This is a genomic window from Pseudomonas putida, assembly GCF_001941965.1.
Classification (GTDB): Bacteria; Pseudomonadota; Gammaproteobacteria; order Pseudomonadales; family Pseudomonadaceae; genus Aquipseudomonas; species Aquipseudomonas putida_L.
Map to the genome: position 1 here is coordinate 260,266 of NZ_MKZO01000047.1, position 24,022 is coordinate 284,287.

At 62.7% G+C, this 24,022-nt stretch carries 24 protein-coding genes and 2 pseudogenes; 17 read left to right on the plus strand and 9 right to left on the minus strand.

What is annotated here, in order from left to right:
- Positions 1–51: 51 nt before the first annotated feature.
- Genes PSEMO_RS24550 through PSEMO_RS24560 form a run of 3 tightly spaced genes read left to right on the plus strand, consistent with a single transcriptional unit; the run spans position 52 to position 2,827 of the window.
- Entirely contained in the window at positions 52–1,065 is a 1,014-nt protein-coding gene (locus PSEMO_RS24550) for an ABC transporter substrate-binding protein (protein WP_075805528.1), read from the plus strand.
- The gene (locus PSEMO_RS24555) at positions 1,062–1,496 is read left to right on the plus strand and encodes a pseudoazurin (protein ID WP_075805529.1); all 435 of its coding nucleotides are present in this window, start codon (positions 1,062–1,064) and stop codon (positions 1,494–1,496) included. The genes PSEMO_RS24550 and PSEMO_RS24555 overlap by 4 nt, the downstream gene beginning before the upstream one ends.
- On the plus strand, positions 1,493–2,827 hold the full coding sequence (locus PSEMO_RS24560) for an OprD family porin (protein ID WP_075805530.1): 1,335 nt from the start codon (positions 1,493–1,495) through the stop codon (positions 2,825–2,827). The genes PSEMO_RS24555 and PSEMO_RS24560 overlap by 4 nt, the downstream gene beginning before the upstream one ends.
- 99 nt (positions 2,828–2,926) lie before the next feature.
- Here the strand turns inward: PSEMO_RS24560 and PSEMO_RS24565 are convergent, their stop codons facing one another.
- Both PSEMO_RS24565 and PSEMO_RS24570 read right to left on the minus strand, forming a co-directional pair.
- Complete coding sequence (locus PSEMO_RS24565) at positions 2,927–4,261, minus strand: MFS transporter (RefSeq protein WP_075805531.1); 1,335 nt, start codon at positions 4,259–4,261, stop codon at positions 2,927–2,929.
- Positions 4,262–4,598: 337 nt separating this feature from the next.
- The gene (locus PSEMO_RS24570) at positions 4,599–5,045 is read right to left on the minus strand and encodes a GNAT family N-acetyltransferase (protein ID WP_075805532.1); all 447 of its coding nucleotides are present in this window, start codon (positions 5,043–5,045) and stop codon (positions 4,599–4,601) included.
- 115 nt (positions 5,046–5,160) lie between these two features.
- Between PSEMO_RS24570 and PSEMO_RS24575 the strand changes: the two genes are divergently transcribed.
- Positions 5,161–6,078 carry a bifunctional helix-turn-helix transcriptional regulator/GNAT family N-acetyltransferase gene (locus PSEMO_RS24575; protein WP_075805533.1) on the plus strand — a complete coding sequence of 306 codons (918 nt, stop codon included), beginning with the start codon at positions 5,161–5,163 and terminating at the stop codon, positions 6,076–6,078.
- Positions 6,079–6,218: 140 nt separating this feature from the next.
- Here PSEMO_RS24575 and PSEMO_RS24580 read toward each other — a convergent pair whose 3' ends face one another.
- Both PSEMO_RS24580 and PSEMO_RS24585 read right to left on the minus strand, forming a co-directional pair.
- Positions 6,219–7,445, minus strand: coding sequence for an MFS transporter (locus tag PSEMO_RS24580; RefSeq protein WP_075805534.1), 1,227 nt, complete (start codon positions 7,443–7,445; stop codon positions 6,219–6,221).
- A gap of 190 nt (positions 7,446–7,635) precedes the next feature.
- Positions 7,636–8,526 carry a LysR substrate-binding domain-containing protein gene (locus PSEMO_RS24585; RefSeq protein ID WP_075805535.1) on the minus strand — a complete coding sequence of 297 codons (891 nt, stop codon included), beginning with the start codon at positions 8,524–8,526 and terminating at the stop codon, positions 7,636–7,638.
- 115 nt (positions 8,527–8,641) lie between these two features.
- On the opposite strand from PSEMO_RS24585, the gene PSEMO_RS24590 reads away from it, so the two are divergent.
- Positions 8,642–9,082: a PACE efflux transporter gene (locus PSEMO_RS24590; protein WP_075805536.1), complete on the plus strand. Its 441-nt coding sequence runs from the start codon at positions 8,642–8,644 to the stop codon at positions 9,080–9,082.
- A 162-nt stretch (positions 9,083–9,244) separates the two neighbouring features.
- Here the strand turns inward: PSEMO_RS24590 and PSEMO_RS24595 are convergent, their stop codons facing one another.
- Together PSEMO_RS24595 and PSEMO_RS24600 are read right to left on the minus strand one after the other, a co-directional pair.
- Positions 9,245–9,760 carry a DUF2846 domain-containing protein gene (locus PSEMO_RS24595; RefSeq protein ID WP_075805537.1) on the minus strand — a complete coding sequence of 172 codons (516 nt, stop codon included), beginning with the start codon at positions 9,758–9,760 and terminating at the stop codon, positions 9,245–9,247.
- Positions 9,761–9,777: 17 nt separating this feature from the next.
- On the minus strand, positions 9,778–10,452 hold the full coding sequence (locus PSEMO_RS24600) for a hypothetical protein (protein ID WP_256721191.1): 675 nt from the start codon (positions 10,450–10,452) through the stop codon (positions 9,778–9,780).
- A gap of 288 nt (positions 10,453–10,740) precedes the next feature.
- Between PSEMO_RS24600 and PSEMO_RS24605 the strand changes: the two genes are divergently transcribed.
- The 8 genes and pseudogenes from PSEMO_RS24605 to PSEMO_RS24640 all read left to right on the plus strand — a co-directional run bounded on the left by PSEMO_RS24605 (position 10,741) and on the right by PSEMO_RS24640 (position 18,008).
- The gene (locus PSEMO_RS24605) at positions 10,741–11,730 is read left to right on the plus strand and encodes an aldo/keto reductase (protein ID WP_075805538.1); all 990 of its coding nucleotides are present in this window, start codon (positions 10,741–10,743) and stop codon (positions 11,728–11,730) included.
- Positions 11,727–12,317 (plus strand): flavodoxin, encoded by a 591-nt coding sequence (locus PSEMO_RS24610; RefSeq protein WP_075805539.1) that lies wholly within the window; start codon positions 11,727–11,729, stop codon positions 12,315–12,317. The genes PSEMO_RS24605 and PSEMO_RS24610 overlap by 4 nt, the downstream gene beginning before the upstream one ends.
- 24 nt (positions 12,318–12,341) lie before the next feature.
- Positions 12,342–13,334 (plus strand): aldo/keto reductase, encoded by a 993-nt coding sequence (locus tag PSEMO_RS24615; RefSeq protein WP_075805540.1) that lies wholly within the window; start codon positions 12,342–12,344, stop codon positions 13,332–13,334.
- Positions 13,335–13,394: 60 nt separating this feature from the next.
- Complete coding sequence (locus tag PSEMO_RS24620; RefSeq protein ID WP_075805541.1) at positions 13,395–13,862, plus strand: (R)-mandelonitrile lyase; 468 nt, start codon at positions 13,395–13,397, stop codon at positions 13,860–13,862.
- A gap of 228 nt (positions 13,863–14,090) precedes the next feature.
- Positions 14,091–14,864 (plus strand): annotated as a pseudogene (locus PSEMO_RS24625) (carboxymuconolactone decarboxylase family protein).
- A gap of 121 nt (positions 14,865–14,985) precedes the next feature.
- Positions 14,986–15,930, plus strand: a complete 945-nt coding sequence (locus PSEMO_RS24630) for an alpha/beta hydrolase (protein ID WP_178392054.1) — start codon at positions 14,986–14,988, stop codon at positions 15,928–15,930.
- Between the two features lie 49 nt (positions 15,931–15,979).
- Complete coding sequence (locus PSEMO_RS24635) at positions 15,980–17,032, plus strand: alpha/beta hydrolase (RefSeq protein ID WP_075805543.1); 1,053 nt, start codon at positions 15,980–15,982, stop codon at positions 17,030–17,032.
- 82 nt (positions 17,033–17,114) lie between these two features.
- Positions 17,115–18,008: a LysR family transcriptional regulator gene (locus tag PSEMO_RS24640; protein ID WP_075805544.1), complete on the plus strand. Its 894-nt coding sequence runs from the start codon at positions 17,115–17,117 to the stop codon at positions 18,006–18,008.
- 36 nt (positions 18,009–18,044) lie between these two features.
- On the opposite strand, the gene PSEMO_RS24645 is transcribed toward PSEMO_RS24640, so the two are convergent.
- Together PSEMO_RS24645 and PSEMO_RS33605 are read right to left on the minus strand one after the other, a co-directional pair.
- Positions 18,045–18,482 carry a hypothetical protein gene (locus PSEMO_RS24645; protein WP_075805545.1) on the minus strand — a complete coding sequence of 146 codons (438 nt, stop codon included), beginning with the start codon at positions 18,480–18,482 and terminating at the stop codon, positions 18,045–18,047.
- Entirely contained in the window at positions 18,479–18,631 is a 153-nt protein-coding gene (locus PSEMO_RS33605; RefSeq protein ID WP_178392050.1) for a hypothetical protein, read from the minus strand. The genes PSEMO_RS24645 and PSEMO_RS33605 overlap by 4 nt, the downstream gene beginning before the upstream one ends.
- A 163-nt stretch (positions 18,632–18,794) precedes the next feature.
- Here PSEMO_RS33605 and PSEMO_RS24650 point away from each other — a divergent pair, with 163 nt between their 5' ends.
- The 4 genes and pseudogenes from PSEMO_RS24650 to PSEMO_RS34495 form a co-directional block, all read left to right on the plus strand.
- Entirely contained in the window at positions 18,795–19,298 is a 504-nt protein-coding gene (locus PSEMO_RS24650) for a sigma-70 family RNA polymerase sigma factor (protein ID WP_075805546.1), read from the plus strand.
- The gene (locus PSEMO_RS24655; protein ID WP_075805547.1) at positions 19,295–20,239 is read left to right on the plus strand and encodes a FecR domain-containing protein; all 945 of its coding nucleotides are present in this window, start codon (positions 19,295–19,297) and stop codon (positions 20,237–20,239) included. The genes PSEMO_RS24650 and PSEMO_RS24655 overlap by 4 nt, the downstream gene beginning before the upstream one ends.
- A 109-nt stretch (positions 20,240–20,348) precedes the next feature.
- Positions 20,349–22,775, plus strand: a complete 2,427-nt coding sequence (locus PSEMO_RS24660) for a TonB-dependent siderophore receptor (RefSeq protein ID WP_075805548.1) — start codon at positions 20,349–20,351, stop codon at positions 22,773–22,775.
- Between the two features lie 187 nt (positions 22,776–22,962).
- Positions 22,963–23,040, plus strand: a pseudogene (locus PSEMO_RS34495) (hypothetical protein); the annotation flags it as partial.
- A gap of 419 nt (positions 23,041–23,459) precedes the next feature.
- Here the strand turns inward: PSEMO_RS34495 and PSEMO_RS24665 are convergent.
- Entirely contained in the window at positions 23,460–23,939 is a 480-nt protein-coding gene (locus tag PSEMO_RS24665; protein WP_075805549.1) for an AAA family ATPase, read from the minus strand.
- Between the last annotated feature and the right edge of the window lie 83 nt (positions 23,940–24,022).

Here is a 24,022-nt window from a genome sequence, read left to right on the forward strand (position 1 = left end):
TGCCTGTCCGCGCGCTCGTCCCGCGCCGCGTTCGATAGGAGATCGCCCCCGATGTTGCCTCGCTTCGCCATCCTGCTTGCCGGACTCAGCCTGACCGGGCTGGCCCAGGCCGCCGCCACCCACTATCCCCTGACTATCGACAACTGCGGCATGCCGCAGACCTTCGCGCAGGCGCCGGAGCGCGCCGTGACCATCGGCCAGGCCGGCACCGAGATGCTCTATGCCCTTGACCTGGGTGAAAAACTCGCCGGGACCTCGCTGTGGTTCAACGATGTGCTGCCCGAGTTCGCTGCGCAGAACGCCGGGGTGCCGCGTTTGGCCGACAACGACCCGAGCTTCGAGTCGGTCACCGGCAAGCGCCCGCAACTGGTGGCGGTGCAGTTCGAGTGGATGGTCGGCGCGCAAGGCGTGGTCGGCACCCGCGAGCAGTTCCACGAGCTGAGTATCCCGACCTACATCCTGCCCTCCGATTGCGAAGGCAAGGACAACCTGGTCGGCGCCGATGGCACCCGGACCCAGCCGTTCAATATCGACAGCATCTACAAGAGCGTCAGCCAGCTGGCGCAGATCTTCGACGCGCAGGACCGGGGTGAAGCGCTGAATGCCCGGCTCAAGGGGCAGATGGACAAGGCCAGGGCGCAGCTGGCCGGCAAGGACCTGAGCAAGACCAGCGCGGTGTTCTGGTTCTCCAGTGCCGATATGGAAGTCGACCCGTATGTGGCGGGCCGCAGCGGCGTGGCCGACTACATGCTGCAGACCCTGGGCGTGCGCAACGTGGTCGAGTCCAACGAGGAATGGCCCTCGGTGGGCTGGGAGACCCTGGCCAAGGCCAATCCGACCTGGATCATCATCGCCCGCATGGACCGCCGCCGCTTCCCCGCCGATGACTACCTGAAGAAGCTGGAATTCCTGCGCAGCGACCCGGTGGCGCAGCATATGGACGCGGTGAAGAACAACCGCATCATCGTCCTCGACGCCGATGTCATGCAGGCCGGTATCCGTCTGTTCCGCGGCCTGGAAACCCTGTCCACGGCCTTTGCCACGGGCAAGGCGGTGGCGCAATGAAGGCTGTGCTGCTCGCCCTGGCCGGCCTGGTGTGCAGCGGCGGGGCGCTGGCCGAAGTGCATGAAGTGAAGATGCTCAACCGTGGCGCTGACGGTGCCATGGTCTACGAGCCGGACCACCTGCACATTGCGCCTGGCGATAGCGTGCGTTTCCTGCCGACCCAGGCCAGCCACAATGTCGCCAGCCTTCCAGGGTTGCTGCCGGCAGGGGCCCAGGCGTTCAAGAGCAAGCTCAGCCAGCCGTTCGAGCAGACCTTCAGCGTGCCGGGGCTGTATGGCATCCAGTGCGTGCCGCACCTGGCCATGGGTATGGTGATGTTGATCCAGGTGGGTGATTCCGCGGTCGACAAGACGGCGTTGCCAGAGGGCCTGCCAGCGCGGGCGACTGCACGCCTTGCCAGTCAGCTGGAGAAGCTGGGGGCCGGTCAGTGAGTGCGTTCAGGTACCTTCCGCTGCTGGTTGCCGCACCGTTCGCCCAGGCCGACTCGGCCCAATCGCAGTCCAAAGGCCTTATCGAGGACAGCACCTGGAGCGTGCTCAACCGCAGCGTCTTCGACCAGCGCGATTATCGCCACGGCGGCCGCAATGGCAGTGCGCGCAATGCCTGGAAGCCGCGCAGCGAGCGTAATGGCCTGGCGCAGGAATGGGCTTATGGCCTGATGGGCAGCTATCAATCCGGCTTTACCCAGGGCACGGTCGGTTTCGGGGTGGACGCCCATGGTTATCTCGGCGTGAAGCTCGACAGTGGGGGCGGTCGTGCCGGCAAGGCGCGCTTGCTCAGCGTCGATAACGAGGGGCATCCGAAGGACGATTACGGCCGGGCCGGCGCGGCGCTCAAGGTGCGGGTGTCCGACACGGTGCTGGCCTGGGGCGAGCAGCGGGTGAAAACGCCGGTGTTCAGTTCTTCCGATAGCCGTCTGCTGCCCGAGACCTTCACCGGGTTCTTCCTCACCAGCAACGAGATCGACACACTCAAGCTGGTGGCCGGCCACTTCACCGAGAATGCCGACCGCAATGCCTCCAGTCATGACCAGGGCTTCGTGGTCAATTACTCCAACGCCGAGCAGGGCAATGCTTTCGACCTGGCCGGGGCGGTGTGGAACCCACGCGATGATTTCAGCGCCAGCCTGTACACCTCGCGCTACGAGGACAGCTGGAACCAGCATTACCTCGGCAGCACTTTCACCCACGCCCTGGATGACCGCAGCAGCCTGAGCCTGGATCTCAACCTGTATCGCACCACCGACACCGGCAAGGCCCTTTCGGGGCGGATCGACAACACCACCTGGAGCCTGATGTCGCGCTACGTCCGCGGGCCTCATGGCTTCGGGCTTGGCTGGCAGCAGGTGGATGGCAACACGCCGTTCGACTACGTCAGCCGTGGCGCGATCTATATCAGCAACGCGGTGCAGCTGTCCGACTTCAACGCGCCCAACGAGAAGTCCTGGCAAGCGCGCTATGACCTGGACATGGGCGCGTTCGGGGTGCCCGGGTTGAACCTGACGGCGCTCTATGTCCGTGGCTTCGATATCGACGGGACCCATGTCGATCCGAACGGTGGCTATGCGTACCTGGGCTACGGCAAGGACGGCAAGCACTGGGAGCGGGATCTGGAAGCGCGTTATGTGGTGCAGGACGGCAAGGCCAAGGGCCTGGCCTTCTCGATTCGGCACAATGTGCACCGGGGGGATACGGCGCAGGCGGAGCTGGATGGGGATCAAATCCGTTTGGCGGTGGAGTATCCGTTGGGCGGCGGGCTCTGATCGGGCCTTGTGGTGCTTTTCAGGGCCTCATCGCTGGCAAGCCAGCTCCCACAGGTTCAGCGGTGCGCGCGGTACCCGTGGGGGGCTGGCTTGAAATCCTCAGTGGGTCTGTCCCACACCGCTGGCAGGTGCAGCGGCTGGCTCATCATGCAACGAAATCCGGCTGGTCTCCGGCAACGCCAACCCTCCGACCAACGCCACCAAGGCAATCATCACCAGATAGAACGCCGGCGCCAGGCTGCTGCCGCTGAGGCCGATCAGCCAGGTCGCCATCAGTGGTGCGGTGCCCCCGAACAGGGTGTAGGCCACGTTGTAGGTCATCGCCGAGGCGGTATAGCGGGTGCGGGTCGGGAAGGTTTCCGAGAGCAGCGCCGCTGTCACTACGCCTGACGACACCGCGCCCACCGCCAGCAGGATGACCCCGACCACGGCCGCCACCACATTCCCGGAACTCGCCAGCCAGTAGGCCGGGAACACCGCGACGATCACCCACAGGCAGGTCAGGCCGATGGTCCGGCGCCGGCCGAAGCGGTCGGCGAAGGCACCTGCCGCTGGACACGCGCCGGCCGCGAAGAGCAGGGCGATGGTCGAGACCATCAGCGACTGCGCCCGGGTCAGATGCCCGACCACCTGCAGGTAGGTCGCGAAGTAGGTGGTGAACATGTAGAACGACAGTGCCGTCAGCGAGATGAACGCCCCCAGGCGCAGCATCGCGCCTTTCTGCTGGGTCAGGGTTTCCCGCAGGGGCGAGTGGGCATGCTCCTTCTGCTCCGCCATGGCCAGGCGGAAGGCCGGGGTTTCCTCCATTCTCCAGCGCAGGTAAAGGCCGACGATGCCCAGCGGCGCGGCCACCAGGAACGGCACGCGCCAGCCCCACTGGGACATGGCCTCGGCAGACAGGCTGGCTTCCAGCAGGTAGGCGATCACCGCAGCGCTGGCGAAGGCGGAGAAGGTCGACACCGGGAGGAAACTGCCATACCAGGCGCGCTTGTGATTGGGCGCATGTTCCATCAGGTAGGCGCAGGCCCCGGCGTATTCACCGCCGGCGGAGAAGCCCTGGACGCAGCGGGTCAGGGTCAGCAGCACCGGGGCCATAAGGCCGATGCTGGCGTAGGTCGGCAGCAGGCCGATCACCGTGGTCGCGGCGGCCATCATCAGTACCGTGGCCGAGAGCACGCGCTTGCGGCCGAGGCGGTCGCCCAGTGCGCCGAATACGATCCCGCCGAGAGGGCGCAGGGCAAAAGCCACGGCGAACACCGCGAAGGTTTGCAGCAGGGCGGCGTTGGGGTCATCGCTGGCGAAGAACTGCTTGGCGATGATGGTGGCGAGAAAACCGTACACGGCAAAGTCGAACCACTCGACGAAGTTGCCCACGGCTGCGGCGGCGGTCACCTTGCGCAAAGTGGCGGGGGATACGCTGATGGTCTCGGTCATGACCGGTGCTCTCCTGGGGTCTTGCAGCGGCGCGAATGGGGTTTCGCGCACGATGCAAGGCGCCCGGGGCGGTCGGCAAGGTGGGTGTCTCGATCGGGATGGTGGGGGTCGTATTGGGTGAGGGTGGACGCAGTAACCGGGACGCACGCGGATCTTGTAGGAGCTGGCTTGCCTGCGAAGGACCGCAAAGCGGTCCCGAAACCTGTCTCACCGTGTATCGGGATGACTACGGTCTGGCAGGCACCGAATCCGTAATCGAGCGAGGTGCCGGCTCGTGCTGGATGGTTTTGGGACCGCTCTGCGGTCCTTCGCAGGCAAGCCAGCTCCTACAGGGGCCTCAGGCCAGATGCTTTTCCAGCGGCTGGAACACCATCCCGGCAAACTCGCCCACCTCACCACTGCGCACGAACCCATAGCGTTCATAGGACGGCACTGAGGACAACGACGCCCTGACCGTCACCACCTCGCTCCTGGCCTGCTCCAGCGCCGCCTCCATCAGGCGTCGGCCAACGCCCTTGCGCTGCCATTGCGGCAGAACGAAGAGCATCGCCACGTGCCGGCCTTCCTTGAGCTCTATCAGCCCGACCAGCAGCTCATCGATAACACAGGCCAGCATCAGGTTGTCACCCTTCATGCGCTCGGCGAAGGCGGTCTCTGTCGCAATCCCCGAAAAGGTTTCCACGCCTTGCGCCGACAGCGACGGCGCCACCGCCTGCATGAAGGCCTCCAGGCACAGGGCGCTGGCGTGGGGAAGGTCGGCGTGGGTGAGGTGGCGTATCTGCATGAGGGTCGTCCTTGGTTTCGAGAGTCGCTGCTTGCGTAAAGGGAGGGAGTCTACCCAAGAGAATGCCCAACTATTGACATGATTGTTAAAGGCAAATAAATGAGTCGTCTTGCCAATGAACGCCATTCTTCTTGAACACGCCGACGCCATCCGCCGCTTCAACCGCTTCTACACCCGCCAGATCGGCGCCCTGGGCGAGCATCTGGCGCGCACCGGGTTTTCCCTCAGCGAAAGCCGCATCCTCTTCGAACTGGGCAGCACCCCGGGCCTGACCAGCGCCGAGCTTCGGCAACTGCTGGGCCTGGACGCCGGCTACCTGAGCCGGATCATCGCCGGCTTCGCAAGGAAAGGCTTGATCAGCAAGTCGCGCTCCGCCAGCGATGCGCGGGCGACGGTGCTTCAGCTCACTGCACAGGGCAAGGCGGTGCTGGCCTCTCTCGAGCAAGCGGCCCGCGAAGAGGTCGCGCTTCTGCTTCAGGACATGCCTGCGGCCCGGCAACAGCAACTGATCCTGGCCATGGCGCAGGTCCAGTCGCTGCTTGGCGAGCGCGACAGCTCATACATCCTGCGCCCGCCCCAGGCCGGGGACATGGGCCTGATCGTCCAGCAGCAGGCGCAGCTCTACACCCGTGAATACGGCTGGAACCCGGAGTTCGAGGCCATGCTGGCGGAGATCGTGGCGAAGTTCCTGCGCGAGTTCGACCCGGCTGCGGAGCGCTGCTGGATCGCCGAAAAGGACGGCAAGGTGATCGGCTCGGTCTTCGTCACCCGCCACGACGACAGCACCGCCAAGCTGCGCATGCTGTACGTGGATGCCAGCGCCCGTGGCCTGGGCATCGGCCAGCGGCTGATCGAAGAAACCCTGCGCTTCGCCCGGGACAGCGGCTACGCGCGTATGATGCTATGGACAGTCAGCGTGCTGACCGATGGCCGGCGCCTGTACCAGAAGGCGGGTTTCCAACTGGTCGAGGAGGCGCCGGTGCATGAGTTCGGCAAGGATCTGGTCAGCCAGACCTGGGCCTTGCAACTCTAGGCTTTGTACGAAAAGTGCCTGCGCGACGATCATGCTGCGTTGAAAACAGGCTCGGAATGCTCATTGACAACCAGTCAACTCCGCTTCCTCGCCTGTTTTCGCCTTGCCTGATCGCCGCTCGGCGACTTTTCGTCCAAACCCTAGCCGGCCTGGGTGGCCAGGCTATTGCTGACATTGCGCCCCAGCACCAGCACGGTGATGAAACCACAACCCACCAGCGCCGTGGCCAGGCTCAGCAGCAGCGCACTGCCGAACTGGTCGACGATCTGCCCGCCGAAGAACGAACCCAGGGCAATGATCACCTGGAACATCGCAACGAACAGCGGCATGCCGCGCTCCACGTCCTTGGGCGCGACCACGAACATCCAGATGCTGGCGCAGGCCGGGAAGGCACCGAAGGCGAAGCCCCACAGCGCGATCAGCATCACCGCGCCGGTCATGCCGGTGGCGAAGTAGGGGAACAGCGCGGTGCTGGCGCCGATCATCAGCGCGACCAGCAGCAGGGTATGGCGCACGCTCTGGTTGGCGGCAAAGCCGGCGAAGAGGTTGCCGATCACCCCGGCTACGCCGTAGAGCAGCAGCAACGAGCTGATGGTCGCGCCATCGAAGCCGGAGCTGTGCTTGAAGAACGGCGCGACATAGGTATAGGCGGCAAAGTGCGCCAGGCCGATCAGCAACACGGCGATCAGGCCGACCCGGGCCAGCGGGTTGATGAACAGGGCCGGCAGGTCGCTGACGCGGATCGCCTTGTCGGGTGTCAGCTTTGGCAGCAGGAAGACCTGCGCCAGCAGCACCGGAATGCCCACCAGCGCGGTGGCCAGGAAGGTCATGCGCCAGCCCATCAGGCCGCTGAGCCAGGTGCCGACGGGCACGCCGAGCACGGTGGCGAGGGTCACCCCGGCCATGATGATCGAGGTGGCCTGGGCCACGCCGACTCCCTTGGGTGCCAGGCGCCCGCTCAGGGCGATGGCGGTGGCCCAGAAGCCGCCGATGCTGATGCCCAGCAGGACGCGGCCGACCAGCAGCAGGTTGAAGTCGCTGGCGAAGGCGACCACCGAGTTGGCGAGGATCATGATCAGCGTCAGGCCGACCAGCAGGTAGCGTCGGTCCATCGCGCCGATACCCACCGACAGCAGCGGCGCGGCGAGGGCGGCCATGATGCCGGGCAGGGTCACCATCAGTCCGGCATGGCCGGCGCTGATGCCCAGGTCGCTGGCGACATCGTTGAGCACGCCCACCGGCAGGAATTCGCTGGTCACCAGGGCGAAGGCACCCACGGCGACGGAGAGGATCGCCAGCCACTGCTGGAAAACGCTTTGTTGATCATGTTCGGGACGGCCCCGTGGGGCCTGGCTGGCGCTTGGCATAGTGTCGGATTCCAAGGAGGGAGGTCGCCTGGAGCAGGCGGGAAAGCGGGGAAAATCGAAGGCGATTATAAGAGCGCGGTTCCACCGCTCGACAGGCGGGCGGTTCGATAGTAATCATCAGTGTGATCGATGGGACATCCGTGATCGTGGAATGGTCACGGGGTGGTTGGATTCGCGTTCTCCGGTTTGGTCATCCTTCCTGGAGCGCGGTATCTGCCAGCCACCTCAGGAACGCGCTCACCTGCACCTGCCGCTCCCTTCCCGGTACGCACGCAGCAACGTACCGCGGCCCCGGCAGGCTGATTTCTGGCCTGTAGGCCACCAGTTCCCCACGGCTGAGGCTGTCAGCGACCAGCACATTGCTGGCCAGCACCAGCCCGTGACCGGCGATGGCTGCGCTCAAGGCAAAATGCTCATCATCGAACTCGCGCATCTGCGCGGTTTCAAGCCAGGCCTGGCAATTCGCTGACGCACACCAGCTTTGCCAATTGACCGGGAATGCGCCTGGAATTTTCCATTGCAGGTTGATCAGCTCGAGCTGATCCAGGTTCAGCGAGGCGACCAGGTCCGGGGCGCCGTAAGCCGAAAATCGCTCATTCATCAGCGCTTGGCAGAACAACCTGGGGTCATCGCGGCTGACCGAGCGAATGGCAAGATCGATGCTGGAATCACGCAGGAGATCGACGAGTTCATTGCGTGTATCGACCCGCACGGTGAATTGTGGGAAGCGCCGGTAAAAGCCACCCAGCCGTGGAATCAGCCAGGCTGCGGCCAGGCCCGGCGTAGTGGTGATGGTCAGGGTCTGGTGAACGGTGTCCGGCTGCAAAGCCTGCAGACTGCGGCGAATGTCTGATAACGCCTGATGGGTCTGGCGATAGAGCAACTCACCCTCATCGGTCAATGCCACGCCTTGTCCGGACCGATTGAACAGCAGCGTTCCGAGGTGGGTTTCGAGTGTTTTGACCTGGTGGGAAATGGCCGCCGGGGTGACCGAAAGTTCCTCAGCGGCCGCCTTGAAACTGCCCAGCCTCGCCGCCGCTTCGAAGGTGCGCAGCGCGTTGAGTGGAAGAGTCGAAAACACGCAGGGCTCCCTGAATGAATTGAATTGATGCGGATTCAATTTATCTCATTTTTCCTGGTGCGTCGGGGCGGATACCGTCGCTGGAATTCGACCTGCCCAACCTTCGGAGAACGCCGTGCAAGGCCCTTCCAGAAAAATCCTTCAAGCCATCCTCTATGAGTCGATCGCTATTACGGTGCTGTCACCCAGCCTTGCGTTGATATACGGCGAAGGTTTGGCTCATGCGGGTGCGCTGTCAGTGATGTTGTCTGTCAGCGCGCTGCTGTGGAACGTACTGTTCAACCATGTTTTCGAGTACTGGGAAGCGCGCCAGCCCCGGCGTGAGCGGACATTGAGCAGACGGTTGCTCCATTCACTGGGTTTCGAGGGCGGACTGGTTCTGCTGTTGGTGCCACTGGTGGCCTGGTGGCTGGAGATTTCCTGGTGGGCTGCACTGGTCACCGATCTGGGGTTGTTCGTGTTCTTCTTTTTCTACGCGCTGGTATTTCAGTGGGTCTTCGACAGGGTGTTTGATCTACCAGTGTCCGCGAAGGAGGAGGGTTCTGTTAATTCATAATCCGCCCGAAACGCCAATTGGCCATCCTGCGATGGGTCGTGAACGGCCGTTTACGAGCCATAGCAGACGCTCATGTTGCGGCCTAAAGACCCAATTTCTTGGGCCTGCCACCGGAGACCATCCGAGTTCCATCCGTTCGCTGTAGTAGCCCGGGTTTCAACCTCAGCGCACCGGTGTACTTTTCTGACACCACTTAAGCGCGCGCAGTGCTTCATCTTGGGTTACCAGGGCGTAACGGAAATAGAAGGGGCTACGCTGGTAGTTGGCGTGGGACTCCAATCCAAGCAACTGGCCGTCGGCTTTGAAGGGCTCGGTGTTTTCCTGGTCGGCGATGAAGTAGGTCTTGCCACTCTCAACCTGCAGATCGAAAGCGCTATTGTCCCGGCTTGCAAGCAGGGGCGAGGTTGACGACTTGATGTGGTACTTGCCAGCTGGCAGGTGGGTGACGAAATAGCTTCCACCTAGCAGTTCGCCGGCGGTGTTGCCGTTGACGGTGATGGTTGCCGGGACCTTGGCTGCGATGGTGGGCATGACTCGGTAGAAGTACAGGGTGGCCTGGTCGGCGCGTGGCGCTTCGAGTGTGTCGAAGAATGGGCGCCCCTCCAAGTTGGAAGTGCTGCAGCCGGCGAGGAGGAGGGAGGTGGCGACCACTACAGCGGCCAGGAAGTGCTTGATCATCGTGGGGGGATACTCGATCAGAAGTTGCAGAGGCCTTTGCCATTGTCACGAGCATCAGACGTTGGCCAGGGGGCGAAGGGGGCGCTCTCGGCGACGTTGTTGATGGGGCGGTCTTTGAGTATCGGGAACTTCTTCACCAAAGGCTCCACGGCCGGCTCCAACTGGCTGTTGCGGGTCAGACAGTAGCTCAGGGAATTAGCGGTGTAGTTGCCGATGTAGGCTACTTCTCCAGCCTTGACGGTGAAATGGTCGGCGGCGCGCCTGGCCATCGACTTGCCAGCGTAGTACTGGTACTGCCAACCGGTGACTTCATAGGTACCTGGTGGGACCTGGTACATGAAGTGTTCGCCCAGAACGAAACGGCCGTGGACGTCTTTGTTGTTCCCGAGGGTCCTGAGCTGGATACGTGTGGCGGGCTCGCCCTGACGTTGGATGTCTATCTGCAGACCGTGCGGTTGCGTGAGGAAACCTTCGGCGATGCGGCCAACTATGACGGCTTGAGTTGGGTCCGGGGGTTTGCTGTTGTCGTACTGGTTGGCTGTGCATCCGCTGAGGATGAGGGCGACCGTGACCAAGATAAAGCGGGCATACATAGGGCTCTGTTCCTTGAGGTGATCGAGGCCATTAGGCCTGTGAGCGTCCGTGTAGATCAATTCGACCTTGTTCGGGTAACGATTCAAGCGGATATGCATGTCTTGCCTCGCAACGTCTGCGAGGCGTTAAGTTGAATAGCTTTTGGTTTCGTGGGTTCCTCCTGTCCTCAAATTCTGGCCGTCGTGAGCGTCCGCCCCTGGCCGTAAGCAGCCTTTAGCCAACAGCAGCTTTGGGTCGAATGCGGACACTCACTACAATCTACCCAACGCAGCCACCCCGCATCAACATTCATGAGCACTGCTCATGAACCCTTCCCAATTTGACCCTCTAGTCCCCCATCCCGACCTCCCTTAATGTTCTCCCAACGCCAACGTCAGGAGAACCACATGAACAAGCGCACACTCGGTTGCAGTTCACTCGAAGTGTCCGCCCTGGGCCTGGGCTGCATGGGTTTGAGCCATGGCTATGGCCCGGCGACGGACACGCAACAGGCCATCGGGCTGATCCGCGCAGCAGTGGATCGGGGCGTCACCTTCTTCGACACCGCCGAGGTCTACGGCCCCTACCTGAACGAAGAGGTTGTGGGGCAGGCGCTGGCCCCGATTCGTGATCAGGTGGTGATCGCAACCAAGTTCGGCTTTACCTTCGGCGCCGACAATAAACAGCAGATCCTCAACAGCCGTCCGGAGCATATCCGCGTCGCCGTCGAAGGATCACTGCGCCGCTTGAAGACCGATGTCATCGACCTGCTTTACCAGCACCGGGTTGATCCGGACGTGCCGATCGAGGACGTTGCGGGTGCGGTGAAGACTCTGATCGAGGAGGGCAAGGTCAAGCATTTCGGTCTGTCGGAGGCCGGGGCGCAAACCATTCGCCGCGCCCATGCGGTGCAACCGGTGACGGCGCTGCAAAGCGAATACTCGTTGTGGTGGCGGGAGCCGGAGCAGGAGATTCTGCCTACGCTCTGGGAGCTGGGCATAGGACTGGTACCGTTCAGTCCGCTGGGCAAGGGCTTTCTCACCGGCACCGTGTCGCCGGAGACGACTTACGCCAAAGACGATTTCCGCAGCGTCGTACCCCGCTTCAGCCAGTCGGCGCTGCTGGCCAATCAGGGCCTGGTCGCCCTGATCCGGCAGATTGCGCAGGAGAAACAGGCTACCCCGGCGCAGATCGCGCTGGCCTGGCTGCTGGCCCAGGCGCCGTGGATCGTGCCGATTCCCGGCACCAGCAAATTGCACCGGCTGGAAGAGAACCTGGGCGGCGCGGACATCACCCTTGACGCCAGCGAACTCAGGGCCATCGATAGCGCGCTGGCGCAGATACCGATCGAAGGTGATCGCTATCCCGAGGCACTCAAGGCGCGGGTGGGGCGATGAGCGATGAACCCGATCCGCTCCGGCGCACGGTGATAGCGGCGCTTGCGAGTGCTCCACTGCTTTCGCTCGCGGACACGCAGGCCGGTGCTGAAACGCCGCGTTCGGGATCACGGATCCTGGTGGCGTACTTTTCGCGCTCCGGCAACACCCGGGTGGTCGCCGGGCTGGTCCAGCGTGGGCTCGGCGCCGATCTGTTCGAGATCCAGCCGGCCAATGCGTACCCCGAGGACTATCTGCAAACCGTGGAGCAGGCGCGCCGGGAGCGTGACAGCGGCTTCGAACCCGAGCTGCAAAACAAGGTTCACGCCCTCAGCGACTACGACACGATCTATCTCGGCTTTCCGATCTGGGGGGAAACCGCTCCGCCCATTGTGCGCGCCTTTCTCAGCGTCCACGACCTGAGCGGCAAGACCCTTATCCCGGTCAATACCCACGGCGGTTTTGGCTTGGGCAACAGCCGCAGCGTGCTGGTCGAGCACGCGCCGAAGGCCAGGGTTCTGGAAGGTTTTGTGATGGAGAGCGAGCAGGAGCGCAAGACCATGGAGCGCGTGAACGGCTGGCTGAGCGATCACCCCCTCACGCCTTGATCGAATTCTCTACGGAGTGACATCATGAAAATCCGCACGTTGGGCAATGGCCTGGAAGTGTCCGCACTGGGTCTTGGCTGCATGAGCATGACCTCGGCCTATGGGCCTGCTGCCGACAAGGCCAGCATGATCAAGCTGATTCGTTTGGCCCACGAGCAAGGCATCACCTTGTTCGACACCGCCGAAGCGTATGGCCCGTTCGCCAATGAAGATCTGCTGGGCGAGGCGTTGCAGCCGATCCGCGAGCAGGTCGTCATCGCTACAAAGTTCGGCTTCGATATCGACCTGCTCACCGGCGCACGCGGCGGTGGCACCAACAGCCGCCCGGAACACATCCGCGCGGTGGCCGAGGCCTCGCTGAAGCGTCTGCGTACTGATTGCATCGACCTGTTCTATCAGCATCGCGTTGATCCGCAGGTGCCTATCGAAGACGTCGCCGGCACCGTCAAGGACCTGATCGCCGAGGGCAAGGTCAAGCATTTCGGCTTGTCCGAGGCGGGTGTGGACACCATTCGCCGGGCGCACGCGGTGCAAGCGGTCACGGCGGTGCAGAGCGAATATTCGCTGTTCTGGCGCGGCCCGGAGCTGGAGCTGCTGGCGGTACTGGAAGAACTGAGAATCGGTTTCGTGCCGTTCAGCCCGCTCGGTGCCGGCTTCCTCACCGGTCAGATCGACGAGCACACGCAGTTCGACGCCAGCGATTTCCGCAACGTCGTCCCACGCTTTTCCCCTGAAGCGCGCAAGGCCAATCTGGCATTGGTCGAGGTGGTGAAAGCCGTTGCGCAGCGCAAACAGGCCACGCCGGCGCAAGTCGCGCTGGCCTGGTTGCTCGCACAGAAACCGTGGATCGTGCCGATCCCGGGCACGACCAAGCCGCATCGGCTGGAAGAGAACCTGGGCGCCGTCGAGCTGCAGTTGACCAGCGAGGATCTGCGCATGATCAGCGAGCAGATGGCGCAGCTTCAGGTACAGGGTGAACGCCTGCCGGAATCGGCATTGAAGATGACCGGACTCTGAGTCTGCGCACACGCGGCGCGCTATGCGCCGCTGCCTTCACGTCTGGCCGGAGTCGAGCCGATGAACCGATTGATCGCACCACTCGTTGCCCTGTCATTCATGGCAGTGGAATCCCAGGCTGCCAGCGGAATCCGCATCACGCCGCACGGCTCGCAGCCCTCGGTCAAGGGCGCGGCGCAAAACTTCACCGGCACGGTACGTGTTGATGGCCTGTTCAAGGGCGAGCCGCCTGCGCGCATCGCCGGCGGCACGGTGACCTTCGAACCCGGCGCACGCACGGCGTGGCACACCCATCCGCTTGGGCAAACGCTGATCGTCACCGCAGGCGTCGGCTACGTTCAACAAGAAGGGGGGCCGCGACAGGAAATCCGACCGGGCGACACTGTCTGGATTGCGCCCCACACCCGTCACTGGCATGGCGCCACGGCCAGCACTGGCATGACCCACATCGCCATCGCTGAAGCCGAGGACGGCCAGACCGTTACCTGGGCGGAACAGGTCTCGGAGGCGCAATACGCCGGCCAATGAAGTTACCGAATGTGTCGAGGTCGCTCGCCCGGCACCTTTGCCGCAAGCCGTCATCCGTGCTCCAGGCCCGTAGTGGCATGGTTGCGCTGCAATTGCCGCGGTTATGGCGAGGCCGACTCATGAGCCCTGCTCAGAAGTCCTTGCGCAATTTCGGGGTTAATCGCCACAACCGTCCTCCGTACGATCCAGCGACACCGCAGCTACCCGCAATGGATGGAGCCTTTCACGATGAACACTGACGCACGCCGCAGCGCTGCGCTTCCCGCACTCATGGCGCTTTGTCTGGGCATCGGGGCGATGCTCAGCGTTACGACTCAAGCAGCCGAGGTATCGCAGACCATGGCCAGTACGCACCCCAGCGCAGTCACCTTGTCGCGCCAGCAACAAGCGATTCCCCTGATCGCCGCGTTCATGGCGACCAGCGACATGCCCAGCCTGGACACCGCGCTCAATTAAGGGCTCGATGCTGGCTTGAGCATCAGCGAAACCCGGGAAATTCTGGTGCAACTGTACGCCTATGTGGGCTTCCCGCACAGCCTCAATGCCTTGAGCGAGCTGATGACGGTGGTGCAGGCGCGCAAACAGCGCGGCATCGAAGATGTACCGGGGCGTGAGCCAGGCCGGGCGATTCCGAGCGGGGATGAGTTGCTGGCCGCCGGCACCGCGAATCAAACCAGGATCTCCGGTGCTCCGGTCAAAGGCCCGGTGTTCGAGTTCGCGCCGGTGATCAACCGCTTCCTGCAAACCCACCTGTTCGGCGACATCTTCGAGCGCGACAACCTCGACTGGCAAAGCCGCGAACTGGCGACCGTCGGGGCGCTGGCGGCAACGCCAGGTGTCGAGCCGCAATTGCGCTCGCACATGGCGGCGAGCCTGCGCGTCGGTCTGAGCGCGGCACAGTTGCACGAGGTTACCGAACTGCTGAAACAACACGGCGATGCGCAGACGGCTGAACGTGCCAGTACCGCGTTGAGCCAGGCACTCGCGGCTTCGGGGAAATGACATGAATTGTGCAAAGTACCTGCTGAACATCGCGCTGTTGAGTCTGTTGGCGGCCTGCGCGAATCACCCCGACGGCGCGTTGCTGATTCAACGACAAGGCAGCTTTGCCGCTGGCGGAACGGTGACCACTGCACCGGGCACCTTCAACCCGCGTCAACCGATGACGCCCAACGGCCAGACCTACCACGGTGACCACGCCTACGCCTTCTATCAAATTCCGGTGGATGCGCAAAAACTGCCCATCGTCATGTGGCACGGTGCGGGTCAGTTTTCCAAGACCTGGGAAACCACCGCTGATGGTCGCGAAGGCTTTCAGAACATCTTTCTGCGTCGGCACTACGGCGTCTACCTGATCGATCAGCCGCGACGTGGCGATGCCGGACGCAGCATGGTCGAGGTCACCATCAAGCCTGTGCCTGACGAACAACTATGGTTCAACCAGTTCCGCCTCGGCCTGTGGCCCAATTACTTCGAGGGCGTACAGGTGGCACAGGATGCACAGGCCCGCGAGCAGTTTTTCCGGGCGATGACGCCGAACACCGGACCGTTCGACATGGGTGTGGTCTCTGATGGTGTGTCAGCGCTGTTCGACAAGATCGGCCCGGGAATTTTATTCACCCATTCGCAAGGCGGCGGGCCGGGCTGGTTGACGGCGATCAAGAACGACAAGATCAAGGCCATCGTGGCGTTCGAACCGGGCAGCAGCTTCGTGTTCGCTGAGGGTGAAGTGCCCGCGCCGATTCCCAGCGCGTTCGACACGGTGCAAGGCGCGGCAGTGTCGATGGAGCAATTCATGGCCCTTACACGCATTCCGATCCTGATCCTCTACGGCGACAACATCCCGGAGGAGAAGGTCGACCTGCCCGCTCAGGACAGTTGGCGCGCACGTTTGAAAATGGCCCGACTCTGGCGTGAAGCGGTCAATCGCCACGGCGGTGCCGTGCGACTGATCCACCTGCCGGAAATCGGCATTCACGGCAATACCCATTTCCCCATGTCGGATCTGAACAACATGCAGATCGCGGACCTGGTTGCGCAATTCCTCAAAGAAAACCAGCTGGACTGACCCGAACACTTTTGCAACTGCCGCCCCTTTGATTGCTCAGGAGCTTCACATGAAAAACACCCTCAAAGCCACGTTCATGTCGGCATTGGTCGGCCTTTCTACGGGCGAAGCCTTGGCCGCCGATTACAAAAAGAACCCGTTCACCCTTGCCTACGAGGGCGCGATCAGCAAGAACGAACCCGGCAAGGTCAATATCCATCCAGTCAGCTACACGCTCAACGGTCTGGATATCGCCGCCAACGTCTACACGCCGGCCAACTATGACGCGAAGAAGAGCTACCCGACCGTGGTCGTTGCACACCCCAATGGCGGCGTAAAAGAGCAAGTCGCCGGTCTGTACGCGCAACGCCTGGCCGAGCAGGGCTACATCACCATCACGGCCGACGCGGCCTACCAGGGCGCGAGCGGCGGCCAGCCACGCAGCATCGATAAACCGGCGTATCGCATAGAAGACATTCACGGTATGGCTGACTTCATCAGCCAGTTTGCCGGCGTCGATGACAAGCGGCTGGGCCTGCTCGGCATCTGTGGTGGCGGTGGTTATTCGCTGGCGGCAGCGCAAACCGACAAACGCTTCAAATCGCTGGCCACGGTGAGCATGTTCAACTCCGGAAGGGTACGTCGCAACGGCTACAACGACTCGCAGATGGATAGCATCCAGCAACGCCTGGAGCAGGCGTCAGCAGCCCGTGCCCAGCAAGCGGCCGGTGGTGCCGTGCTCTACTCGGGGGACGCCAACCTCACCGACGAGCAGATTGCCAAGCTGCCCTTCGAACTGTATCGCCAAGGTTATGAGTACTACTGGAAGACGCACGCGCACCCCAACTCGACCTTCAAATACACCACCAGCAGCCTGATCGACCTGATGCGTTTCGACGCCACTGACCACATCGAGCTGATCAACCAGCCATTGCTGATGATTGCCGGCAGCAAGGCCGACAGCCTGTACATGACGCAGGACGCCTTCCCCAGGGCAACCGGCACCACCGACAAGGAAGTGTTTATCCTCGAGGGCGCCACGCACATCGAAACCTATTGGGTGCCCCGTTATGTCGATGCCGCGATTGGCAAACTGACCGCGTTTTACGCCCGCACCTTGTAATCAGCGCTCCTGAGGGTCGCGCATCCGTGTGCAACCTGCTTTCATGGATCAATCCCGCGCCCCTCATGAGAGGTTCTCATCAATGTCCCGCGCCAACCTCAACGACCTGCAAGCCTTCGTGGTCATCGCCCGCGAAGGCAGCTTCACCCGCGCGGCCGCACAGTTGGGCGTTTCCCAGTCTGCGCTCAGCCACACCATGCGCGCGCTGGAAACCCGGCTCGGGGTACGTCTGCTCACGCGTACCACACGCAGCGTGTCGCCGACCGAAGCTGGCCAGCGCCTGTATCAATCCATGGCGCCACGCTTCGACGAGATAGAGCTTGAACTGGCGGCGGTCAGCGAGTTTCGTGACACTCCGGCCGGCAACGTGCGGATCTCCGCGTCCGAGCACGCAGCGAACAATATCCTCTGGCCAAAGCTGCTGAAGGTATTGCCCGACTACCCGGACATCAAGGTCGAAATCACCGTGGATTACGCGCTCTCCGACATTGTCGCCCAGCGCTATGACGCAGGTGTGCGGCTGGGTGACCAGGTGGCCAAGGACATGATTGCCGTGCCGATCGGCCCGCCTTTGCGCATTGCGGTCGTAGGGTCGCCCGAGTACTTCAGGCAGCGGCCATTCCCCATGGAGCCTGGTGACCTGGCCAGCCACAACTGCATCAACCTGCGCCTGCCCACGCACGGAAGCCTGCTGCAGTGGGATTTTGAAAAGGACGGCCATGAACTCAAGGCCCGCGTGGAAGGGCAGTGGACCTTCAACAGCAGCGTGCCGATCCTGCGTGCGGCCGTGGCGGGGTGTGGCCTGGGGTTTCTACCTGAAGACATGGTGGCGAACCATCTGGCCGATGGCTCGCTGCTGCGGGTACTTGAAGACTGGTGCCAGCCCTTCGCCGGATACCATCTCTACTACCCGAATCGGCGTGAGCATTCGTCAGCGTTTGGCGTGGTGGTTGAGGCATTGCGGCACAAGCGCTGAGAGAGTCACGAACCCTGAAGCGGTGTCGTCGCTCGTTCAGCGAGGCCGGCGCTGAAGGGCGACCAAGGCCGCTGCCGTAATCTGTTGATCTGTCCAGTTCCTGCTCAACCAGATGGTCAGGGCCGCGCCCGACAAGTGCCGCCACAGCATTCTCTGCTGGGGTTCCTGATTGCTGAGATGATCGGAGGCCACCAACCCGATGACCCGAGTACTTTTGTCCGCTTCCATTTCCCGGGCGAAAATAGCGTAGCCGTACGAAAACGGAGTCAGCGGCGTCACGACCGGATCACCTTCGCCTCCGGCGAGGCGCCTTACCCATTCATGTTGCACGGCTGATATGGCGCGAACGGGGGGCTCTGGGTAGTGGGAAAGCCTGGACAATCCCAACCAGTAGATACCCCAAGGGAGGAGCAGGGCGAGACCGAGGGTGCCGATGAGGCAAAAGACGAGACGGCGCAACAGGGTGGTATTCACTCTTGCGCTCCCATTACCGTGCACTCGACGCCGCTGATGTTGATGGTGGCTGAACGAAGGGATTCGTCAAAGCCCGCTGCCTCGATTTGCTCACAGCTATCGATGGCGGTGTTCATCATTTCGCGAATCAGGTTCCAGTCCGTTTTCATGGTTGCTCCTTTGGCTGTCTATGAAAGACGTTTGAGGCCAGGTGTTTTCCACCCGCTATGGGCGAAACAGTAAAACGCGTTCGGTGCGGCCTTTGAACCTTGCATTAAATCCCTCAACTCCAGACAATGCGACAAATTCCCATTTGCATATCGGTTGCATCCCATGTCGACGCTCGACTCAGCCGCTGTCCATCTGCTTTACCGCGAACACAACACCTGGCTGAAGGGCTGGCTGCGGGTACGCCTTGGCAACGCAGCCGATGCTGCCGACCTGGCCCAGGACACCTTCATCCGGGTGATGACCGCGCGCAACGACGCGCCCATCCGCGAGCCGCGCGGTTACCTCAGTGCCATCGCCCGGTCCCTGTTGATCGACAAGTCACGCCGCCGGGCCATCGAACAGGCCTATCTGTTCGCCCTGGCGCAGCGCCCGGAGCCGGTGGAGGTGTCGCCGGAGGTGCGGCTGTCGATCATCGAGATGCTGCTCCAGATCGATACATTGCTCGATGAACTGGGCCCGCGCACGCGGGATATTTTCCTCGCCGTGCAACTGGAGGGCCTGAGCTACGGGGCCGTTGCCGAGCAGTTCGGCGTGTCGATCACCACGGTGAAGAACCACCTGATCCGTGCCACCACCCGCTGCCTGTTGCTGGTCGACGCGCCATGAACGCTCCCGACCTCAAGGTCCTGGAGGCCGCCGCAACCTGGTATGTGCAACTCAATGACGGTGACGATGATGCCGCGCGCAAGCAGGCCTGGCGGACCTGGCTGCTGGCCAGCCCTGAGCACGCTTCGGCCTGGGCGCGGGTCGAGCGGCTGCAGCAGCAATGGGCGCGGATTCCCCAGGAGGCGGCGCTGTCCGGTCTGGGGGCCGCCCAGGCACAACGACGCCAGGTGCTGAAGCTGCTGGGGCTGTTGCTCGCCGCCAGCGGCAGCACCTGGCTGGCCGTCGAACAGCTGCCGTATCAAGCGCTGCTTGCCCAGCAGCGCACCAGCGTGCGCGAACGCCGCTCGCTGCGCCTGGACGATGGTTCGCAACTGGAACTGAACGCCGGTAGCGCCGTGGATATTCGCTTCGATGCCGACACGCGTTTGATCCGCTTGTACCAAGGGGAAGTGCTGATCGAAACGGCCAGGGACCCTGGGCAACGGCCCTTTATCGTGCAGACCGCCAACGGCAGCGTGCGCGCCCTGGGCACCCGGTTCAGCGTGCGCCAGCTGGAACAGCGGACCCAGGTCGGAGTATTGCAGGCAGCGGTGGAGGTGCGTCCGCAATATCTTGCCGGGACCGCCCTGCGTGTAGAGGCCGGAGAGCAGGTAGTCTTCGACGACACGCAAACCGGCAGCATCGAGCCTTTACCCGCCAACTCGGCCGCCTGGGTGCAGGGCATGCTGAGCGTGAACGACTGCCGGCTGGGCGATTTCATCAGCGAGCTGGGGCGCTACCGTCCGGGCGTACTGCGTTGTGCAGCCGCCGTGGAGAACCTGAAGATCTCCGGCGCCTTCCGCATCGACGATACCGACACGGTCCTGGAAAACCTCGGCAAGAGCCTGCCGGTCAGGGTGCGCTACCTCACGCGCTACTGGGCCAGCGTCGAACCCGCCTGAGCCCTTTGCAAAAACTTTTCGGGCTGCCTTGCTGATCTGGATTCTCATCCGTCAATGACACAAGCCGCGATCACAGCGACTTCTGCCATAGCAACGGAAGGATCACTCAATGCTCCCGCTTCACCTCGATGCCAGCCCCGCCATTACCCGCGCCATCCGCCTTTCCCTGTTCGGCATCACCCTCGCCGCGGTGCCTACCGCCGTGCTGTTGCCAGCCCAGGTCGCAGCGCAAACCCAAGCCATCTACCAGATTCCCGCCGGCCCTCTGGGCGCGGCACTCACGCAGTTTGCCGTGCAGGCCGGCGTGACTTTGTCGTTCGACACCAATCAGACACGCCAGCTCACCACCCCCGGGCTTGAAGGTGCCTACAGTGTCGAGGAAGGTTTGCAACGCCTGTTGGCCAATAGTGGCCTGCACGCCCAGCGCCAGGCAAATGGGGGTTATGTGCTGGTGGTCGCCAGCGGTGACGCGGTGATGGAGCTGGGGGCGACCAACGTGAACGCGCGGGCGCCCGGGGCGGCGAGCGAGGGCACCGGGTCCTACATCACCGGCTCCACCAGTACCGCAACGAAGCTTGCCTTGTCGCCACGGGAAACACCGCAGTCGGTCACCGTGGTGACGCGCCAGCAGATGGACGATCAGAACATGCAGTCCCTTGATGACGTCGCGCGGGCCGCGACGGGGATCAACACCGTCAAGGACTTCGGCACTGAACGCTCCCGGTATTTCTCCCGCGGTTTCCAGGTTGACGATCTGCAGTTCGATGGCCTGCCGACGAGCATCTCGGAAAGCTTCTCGATGGACGTGATGTCGGTGACCAACATGGCCATCTACGACCGCGTCGAGTTCGTGCGCGGCGCCAATGGCTTGCTGCAAGGCGCGGGCAGCCCGTCCGCAGCGGTCAACCTGGTGCGTAAACGGCCGACCGATTTCTACCAGCTCAAGGGCGAACTCAGCGCCGGCTCATGGGACCAGTACCGCGGTCAGCTGGACGTCGGCGGGCCGCTCAACCAGCAGGGCACCCTGCGGGGGCGCACGGTACTGATGTACAACACGGGCAACAGCTACCAGGACTATTCCGAGAAGGACAACCAGCTGTTCTATGCCATCGGCGAGGCTGACCTCGGCGAGCGCACCACGGTATCGCTGGGTATCTCCCTGCAACAGGACGACAACGGCGGCTACGACTGGGGCGGCATGCCGACCCGCAGCAATGGCCAGTCCTACGGGTTCTCCCGCTCCACCTCGTTCACTGGCAAGTGGGCGCACCTGGACAAGATCAATCGCAGTGTATTTGCCGATATCAAGCACAGCTTCAACGAGGACTGGAAGCTGACGCTGGCCACCAACGTCATCTGGTCCAACGCCGACTTTCTCGCCCAGTACGGTTACCACCGCAGTGGTGACGACAGCGTTCTGGACTTCTACGCCAACTCGGCGCGCTACGACGACGACCAGATCAGCCTGGATGCCGCGCTCGATGGCGCCTTCGAACTGTTCGGCCGCAAGCATGAGCTGGTGATCGGGGCCAGTGCGCGGCGCGACCGCCTGGAATACGGCACCCGCAGCACCGCTGGTCCCACCACGATCGACCTGGATACCTTCAGCGGAGGCCCGCTGCCCGCGCCAGAGCTGCTTCCCTCCGTCTCCGAAAGTCGCCATCTGCGCAAGGACAAAGGCCTCTACCTCGCCACGCGCCTCAACCCGGTCGACGACTTGCACCTGATCATCGGCAGCCGCCTGAGCTGGGCCGACTACGACACCGCCGGGCCCTGGGATACCGACGCGTTCAAGGAGGATGCCAAGATCATTCCCTACGGCGGGGTGGTGTATGACCTGAACGACAACCACTCGGTGTATGCCAGCTACACCGAGATCTACAAGATGCAAAGCAACTACAGCCTGGACAACAAACTGCTGAAGCCCATCACCGGCAGCAACTATGAAATCGGTGTGAAAAGCGAGTACTTCGATGGTCGGCTCAACACCGCCGTGGCGCTCTTCGAAGTGGACCAGACGGGCCTGCCGGCGGTGATTGCGGATGCACCTCGTCAGTGTGGGCCGACGCGCACTTCGCGCTGCTACAGCGAAGGGGCAAAAGTGCGTAACCAGGGGTTCGACCTGGAAGTGTCGGGCGAGCTGCTGCCGGGCTGGAATGCATTGGCCGGCTATACCTACAGCCACCCCGAGTACGTGGCAGGTCCGAACAAAGGCAAGGATTATGGCACCGAAACCGCGCCGCAGCGCCTGTTCAAGGCGGGGACGACCTACCGGCTGCCGGGCGGCCTGCAAAGCTGGACGGTAGGCGCCAACGTCTATCACCAAAGCAGGATCTACCTGGATGAGGTGCAGCAGGGCGCCTACAACCTGGTCGACCTCAATACCCGGTATGCGATCGACAAGAACCTCAGTGTGCAGCTCAACCTGAACAACCTGTTCGACGAGAAGTACTACACGGCGGTGTTCAGCCCGGACCTCGGCAACTACTACGGTGCACCGCGCAATTTTGCGCTGACGCTGCGTTACGAGAATTGAGCGATACCGACCTGCGGGATCGACAGCCCGCTCCGCAGGTCGGTGTAGTCTCGCGTTCCAAACGCGCTTGAACCCACTCAATAGGTTGGTGAGCTTGCCCTGGGGGGGCGGTGGAGATCGCACAGGTTGTAGCGAGCGAGAATCCGGGAGTTTGAAACTCATGGTCCATGAGATGACTGAAACCGATCCCCGGCGCCTGTTCAAGCTGGCGACCAGCTACCGCCTGCCCGGCGAGCTGAGCGACTGGCACATGGGTGGCGACCTTTATCCTGGGCAATTACTACGGCGAGCCGCGTAACTTTGCCGTTACGCTGCGCTCCGAGAACTGAGGTCACATGGCGACCCTGCGGCGGTTCCATGATGCCACCGGTACTGCGCCGGCCAACGGGTTGCCGGGGGTACGGCTGAAACGACGCGGTCGGTGTGGGAGCGGATTCATCCGCGATCGGCGGCGGAGCCGTCGTAAAACCTAAGTCCCAGGTTTGCCTGACACACCTGGGAGTCAGGTTTTATGGCCGCTTCGCGCCCAATCGCGGATGAATCCGCTCCCACCCCGACGGCGTCGTGCCAGAAACAGAGCTGTGTAGATACTCATGCAGCGATGAGGCCCGTCCTGACATCCTCTTTGCCAGTGCCGGCCAAATCGCTGGCAAGCCAGCTCCTACAAGGTCCGCGTCGTTCCTGCTAACCCCGATGTACCTGTACCTCCAGCCCCTCCGCCGCTTCCGGCGCCCGGAAATAGCTGGTAATCAAGTCGAACTCCGCATCGCTGGCCGCGAAATCATGCTCACCCAAGGCATTTCTCGCCCGCAGCCGCTCACGGCAAACCGCATCCTCGACCTCCAGGTAATGCACACAATGCTGAGCCCCCGCCACATCGGCGAGATGGCTCAGCCATTTGCGGTCTGCCAGTGTGTTCGCCGGAAAATCCAGCACCACATGAGCGCCGGCCTTGAGGATATCGATCACCAGCGGCCCCAGTACTTCGCGAATCTGCCGGGCATGGCGCACGTAATCGGCCACTGAACTGATCTGCCCGGGATACAGCCGGGCCAGCCAGTGATCTTCACTGAGCACGATGGCGGCGTGCCTGGCTGCCAGCGACCTGGAGAGGGTGGACTTTCCCGAAGCGATCTTGCCGCATAAGAGGTGGAGTACAGGCATGGGGGCGACGATTCCTTATCATGAGTCCGGCTAATGCTTCGCTGAAATCAATTCAATTTTGCTCATGATCCTTGCGCCCTAGA

Coding starts and splice junctions, on each gene's coding strand:
- PSEMO_RS24550 (WP_075805528.1), top strand. CDS start 52: ATGTTGCCTCGCTTCGCCATCCTGCTTGCCGGACTCAGCCTGACCGGG.
- PSEMO_RS24555 (WP_075805529.1), top strand. CDS start 1,062: ATGAAGGCTGTGCTGCTCGCCCTGGCCGGCCTGGTGTGCAGCGGCGGG.
- PSEMO_RS24565 (WP_075805531.1), bottom strand. CDS start 4,261: ATGACCGAGACCATCAGCGTATCCCCCGCCACTTTGCGCAAGGTGACC.
- PSEMO_RS24570 (WP_075805532.1), bottom strand. CDS start 5,045: ATGCAGATACGCCACCTCACCCACGCCGACCTTCCCCACGCCAGCGCC.
- PSEMO_RS24575 (WP_075805533.1), top strand. CDS start 5,161: ATGAACGCCATTCTTCTTGAACACGCCGACGCCATCCGCCGCTTCAAC.
- PSEMO_RS24580 (WP_075805534.1), bottom strand. CDS start 7,445: ATGCCAAGCGCCAGCCAGGCCCCACGGGGCCGTCCCGAACATGATCAA.
- PSEMO_RS24595 (WP_075805537.1), bottom strand. CDS start 9,760: ATGATCAAGCACTTCCTGGCCGCTGTAGTGGTCGCCACCTCCCTCCTC.
- PSEMO_RS24600 (WP_256721191.1), bottom strand. CDS start 10,452: ATGCATATCCGCTTGAATCGTTACCCGAACAAGGTCGAATTGATCTAC.
- PSEMO_RS24605 (WP_075805538.1), top strand. CDS start 10,741: ATGAACAAGCGCACACTCGGTTGCAGTTCACTCGAAGTGTCCGCCCTG.
- PSEMO_RS24610 (WP_075805539.1), top strand. CDS start 11,727: ATGAGCGATGAACCCGATCCGCTCCGGCGCACGGTGATAGCGGCGCTT.
- PSEMO_RS24615 (WP_075805540.1), top strand. CDS start 12,342: ATGAAAATCCGCACGTTGGGCAATGGCCTGGAAGTGTCCGCACTGGGT.
- PSEMO_RS24620 (WP_075805541.1), top strand. CDS start 13,395: ATGAACCGATTGATCGCACCACTCGTTGCCCTGTCATTCATGGCAGTG.
- PSEMO_RS24635 (WP_075805543.1), top strand. CDS start 15,980: ATGAAAAACACCCTCAAAGCCACGTTCATGTCGGCATTGGTCGGCCTT.
- PSEMO_RS24640 (WP_075805544.1), top strand. CDS start 17,115: ATGTCCCGCGCCAACCTCAACGACCTGCAAGCCTTCGTGGTCATCGCC.
- PSEMO_RS33605 (WP_178392050.1), bottom strand. CDS start 18,631: ATGAAAACGGACTGGAACCTGATTCGCGAAATGATGAACACCGCCATC.
- PSEMO_RS24650 (WP_075805546.1), top strand. CDS start 18,795: ATGTCGACGCTCGACTCAGCCGCTGTCCATCTGCTTTACCGCGAACAC.
- PSEMO_RS24655 (WP_075805547.1), top strand. CDS start 19,295: ATGAACGCTCCCGACCTCAAGGTCCTGGAGGCCGCCGCAACCTGGTAT.
- PSEMO_RS24660 (WP_075805548.1), top strand. CDS start 20,349: ATGCTCCCGCTTCACCTCGATGCCAGCCCCGCCATTACCCGCGCCATC.
- PSEMO_RS24665 (WP_075805549.1), bottom strand. CDS start 23,939: ATGCCTGTACTCCACCTCTTATGCGGCAAGATCGCTTCGGGAAAGTCC.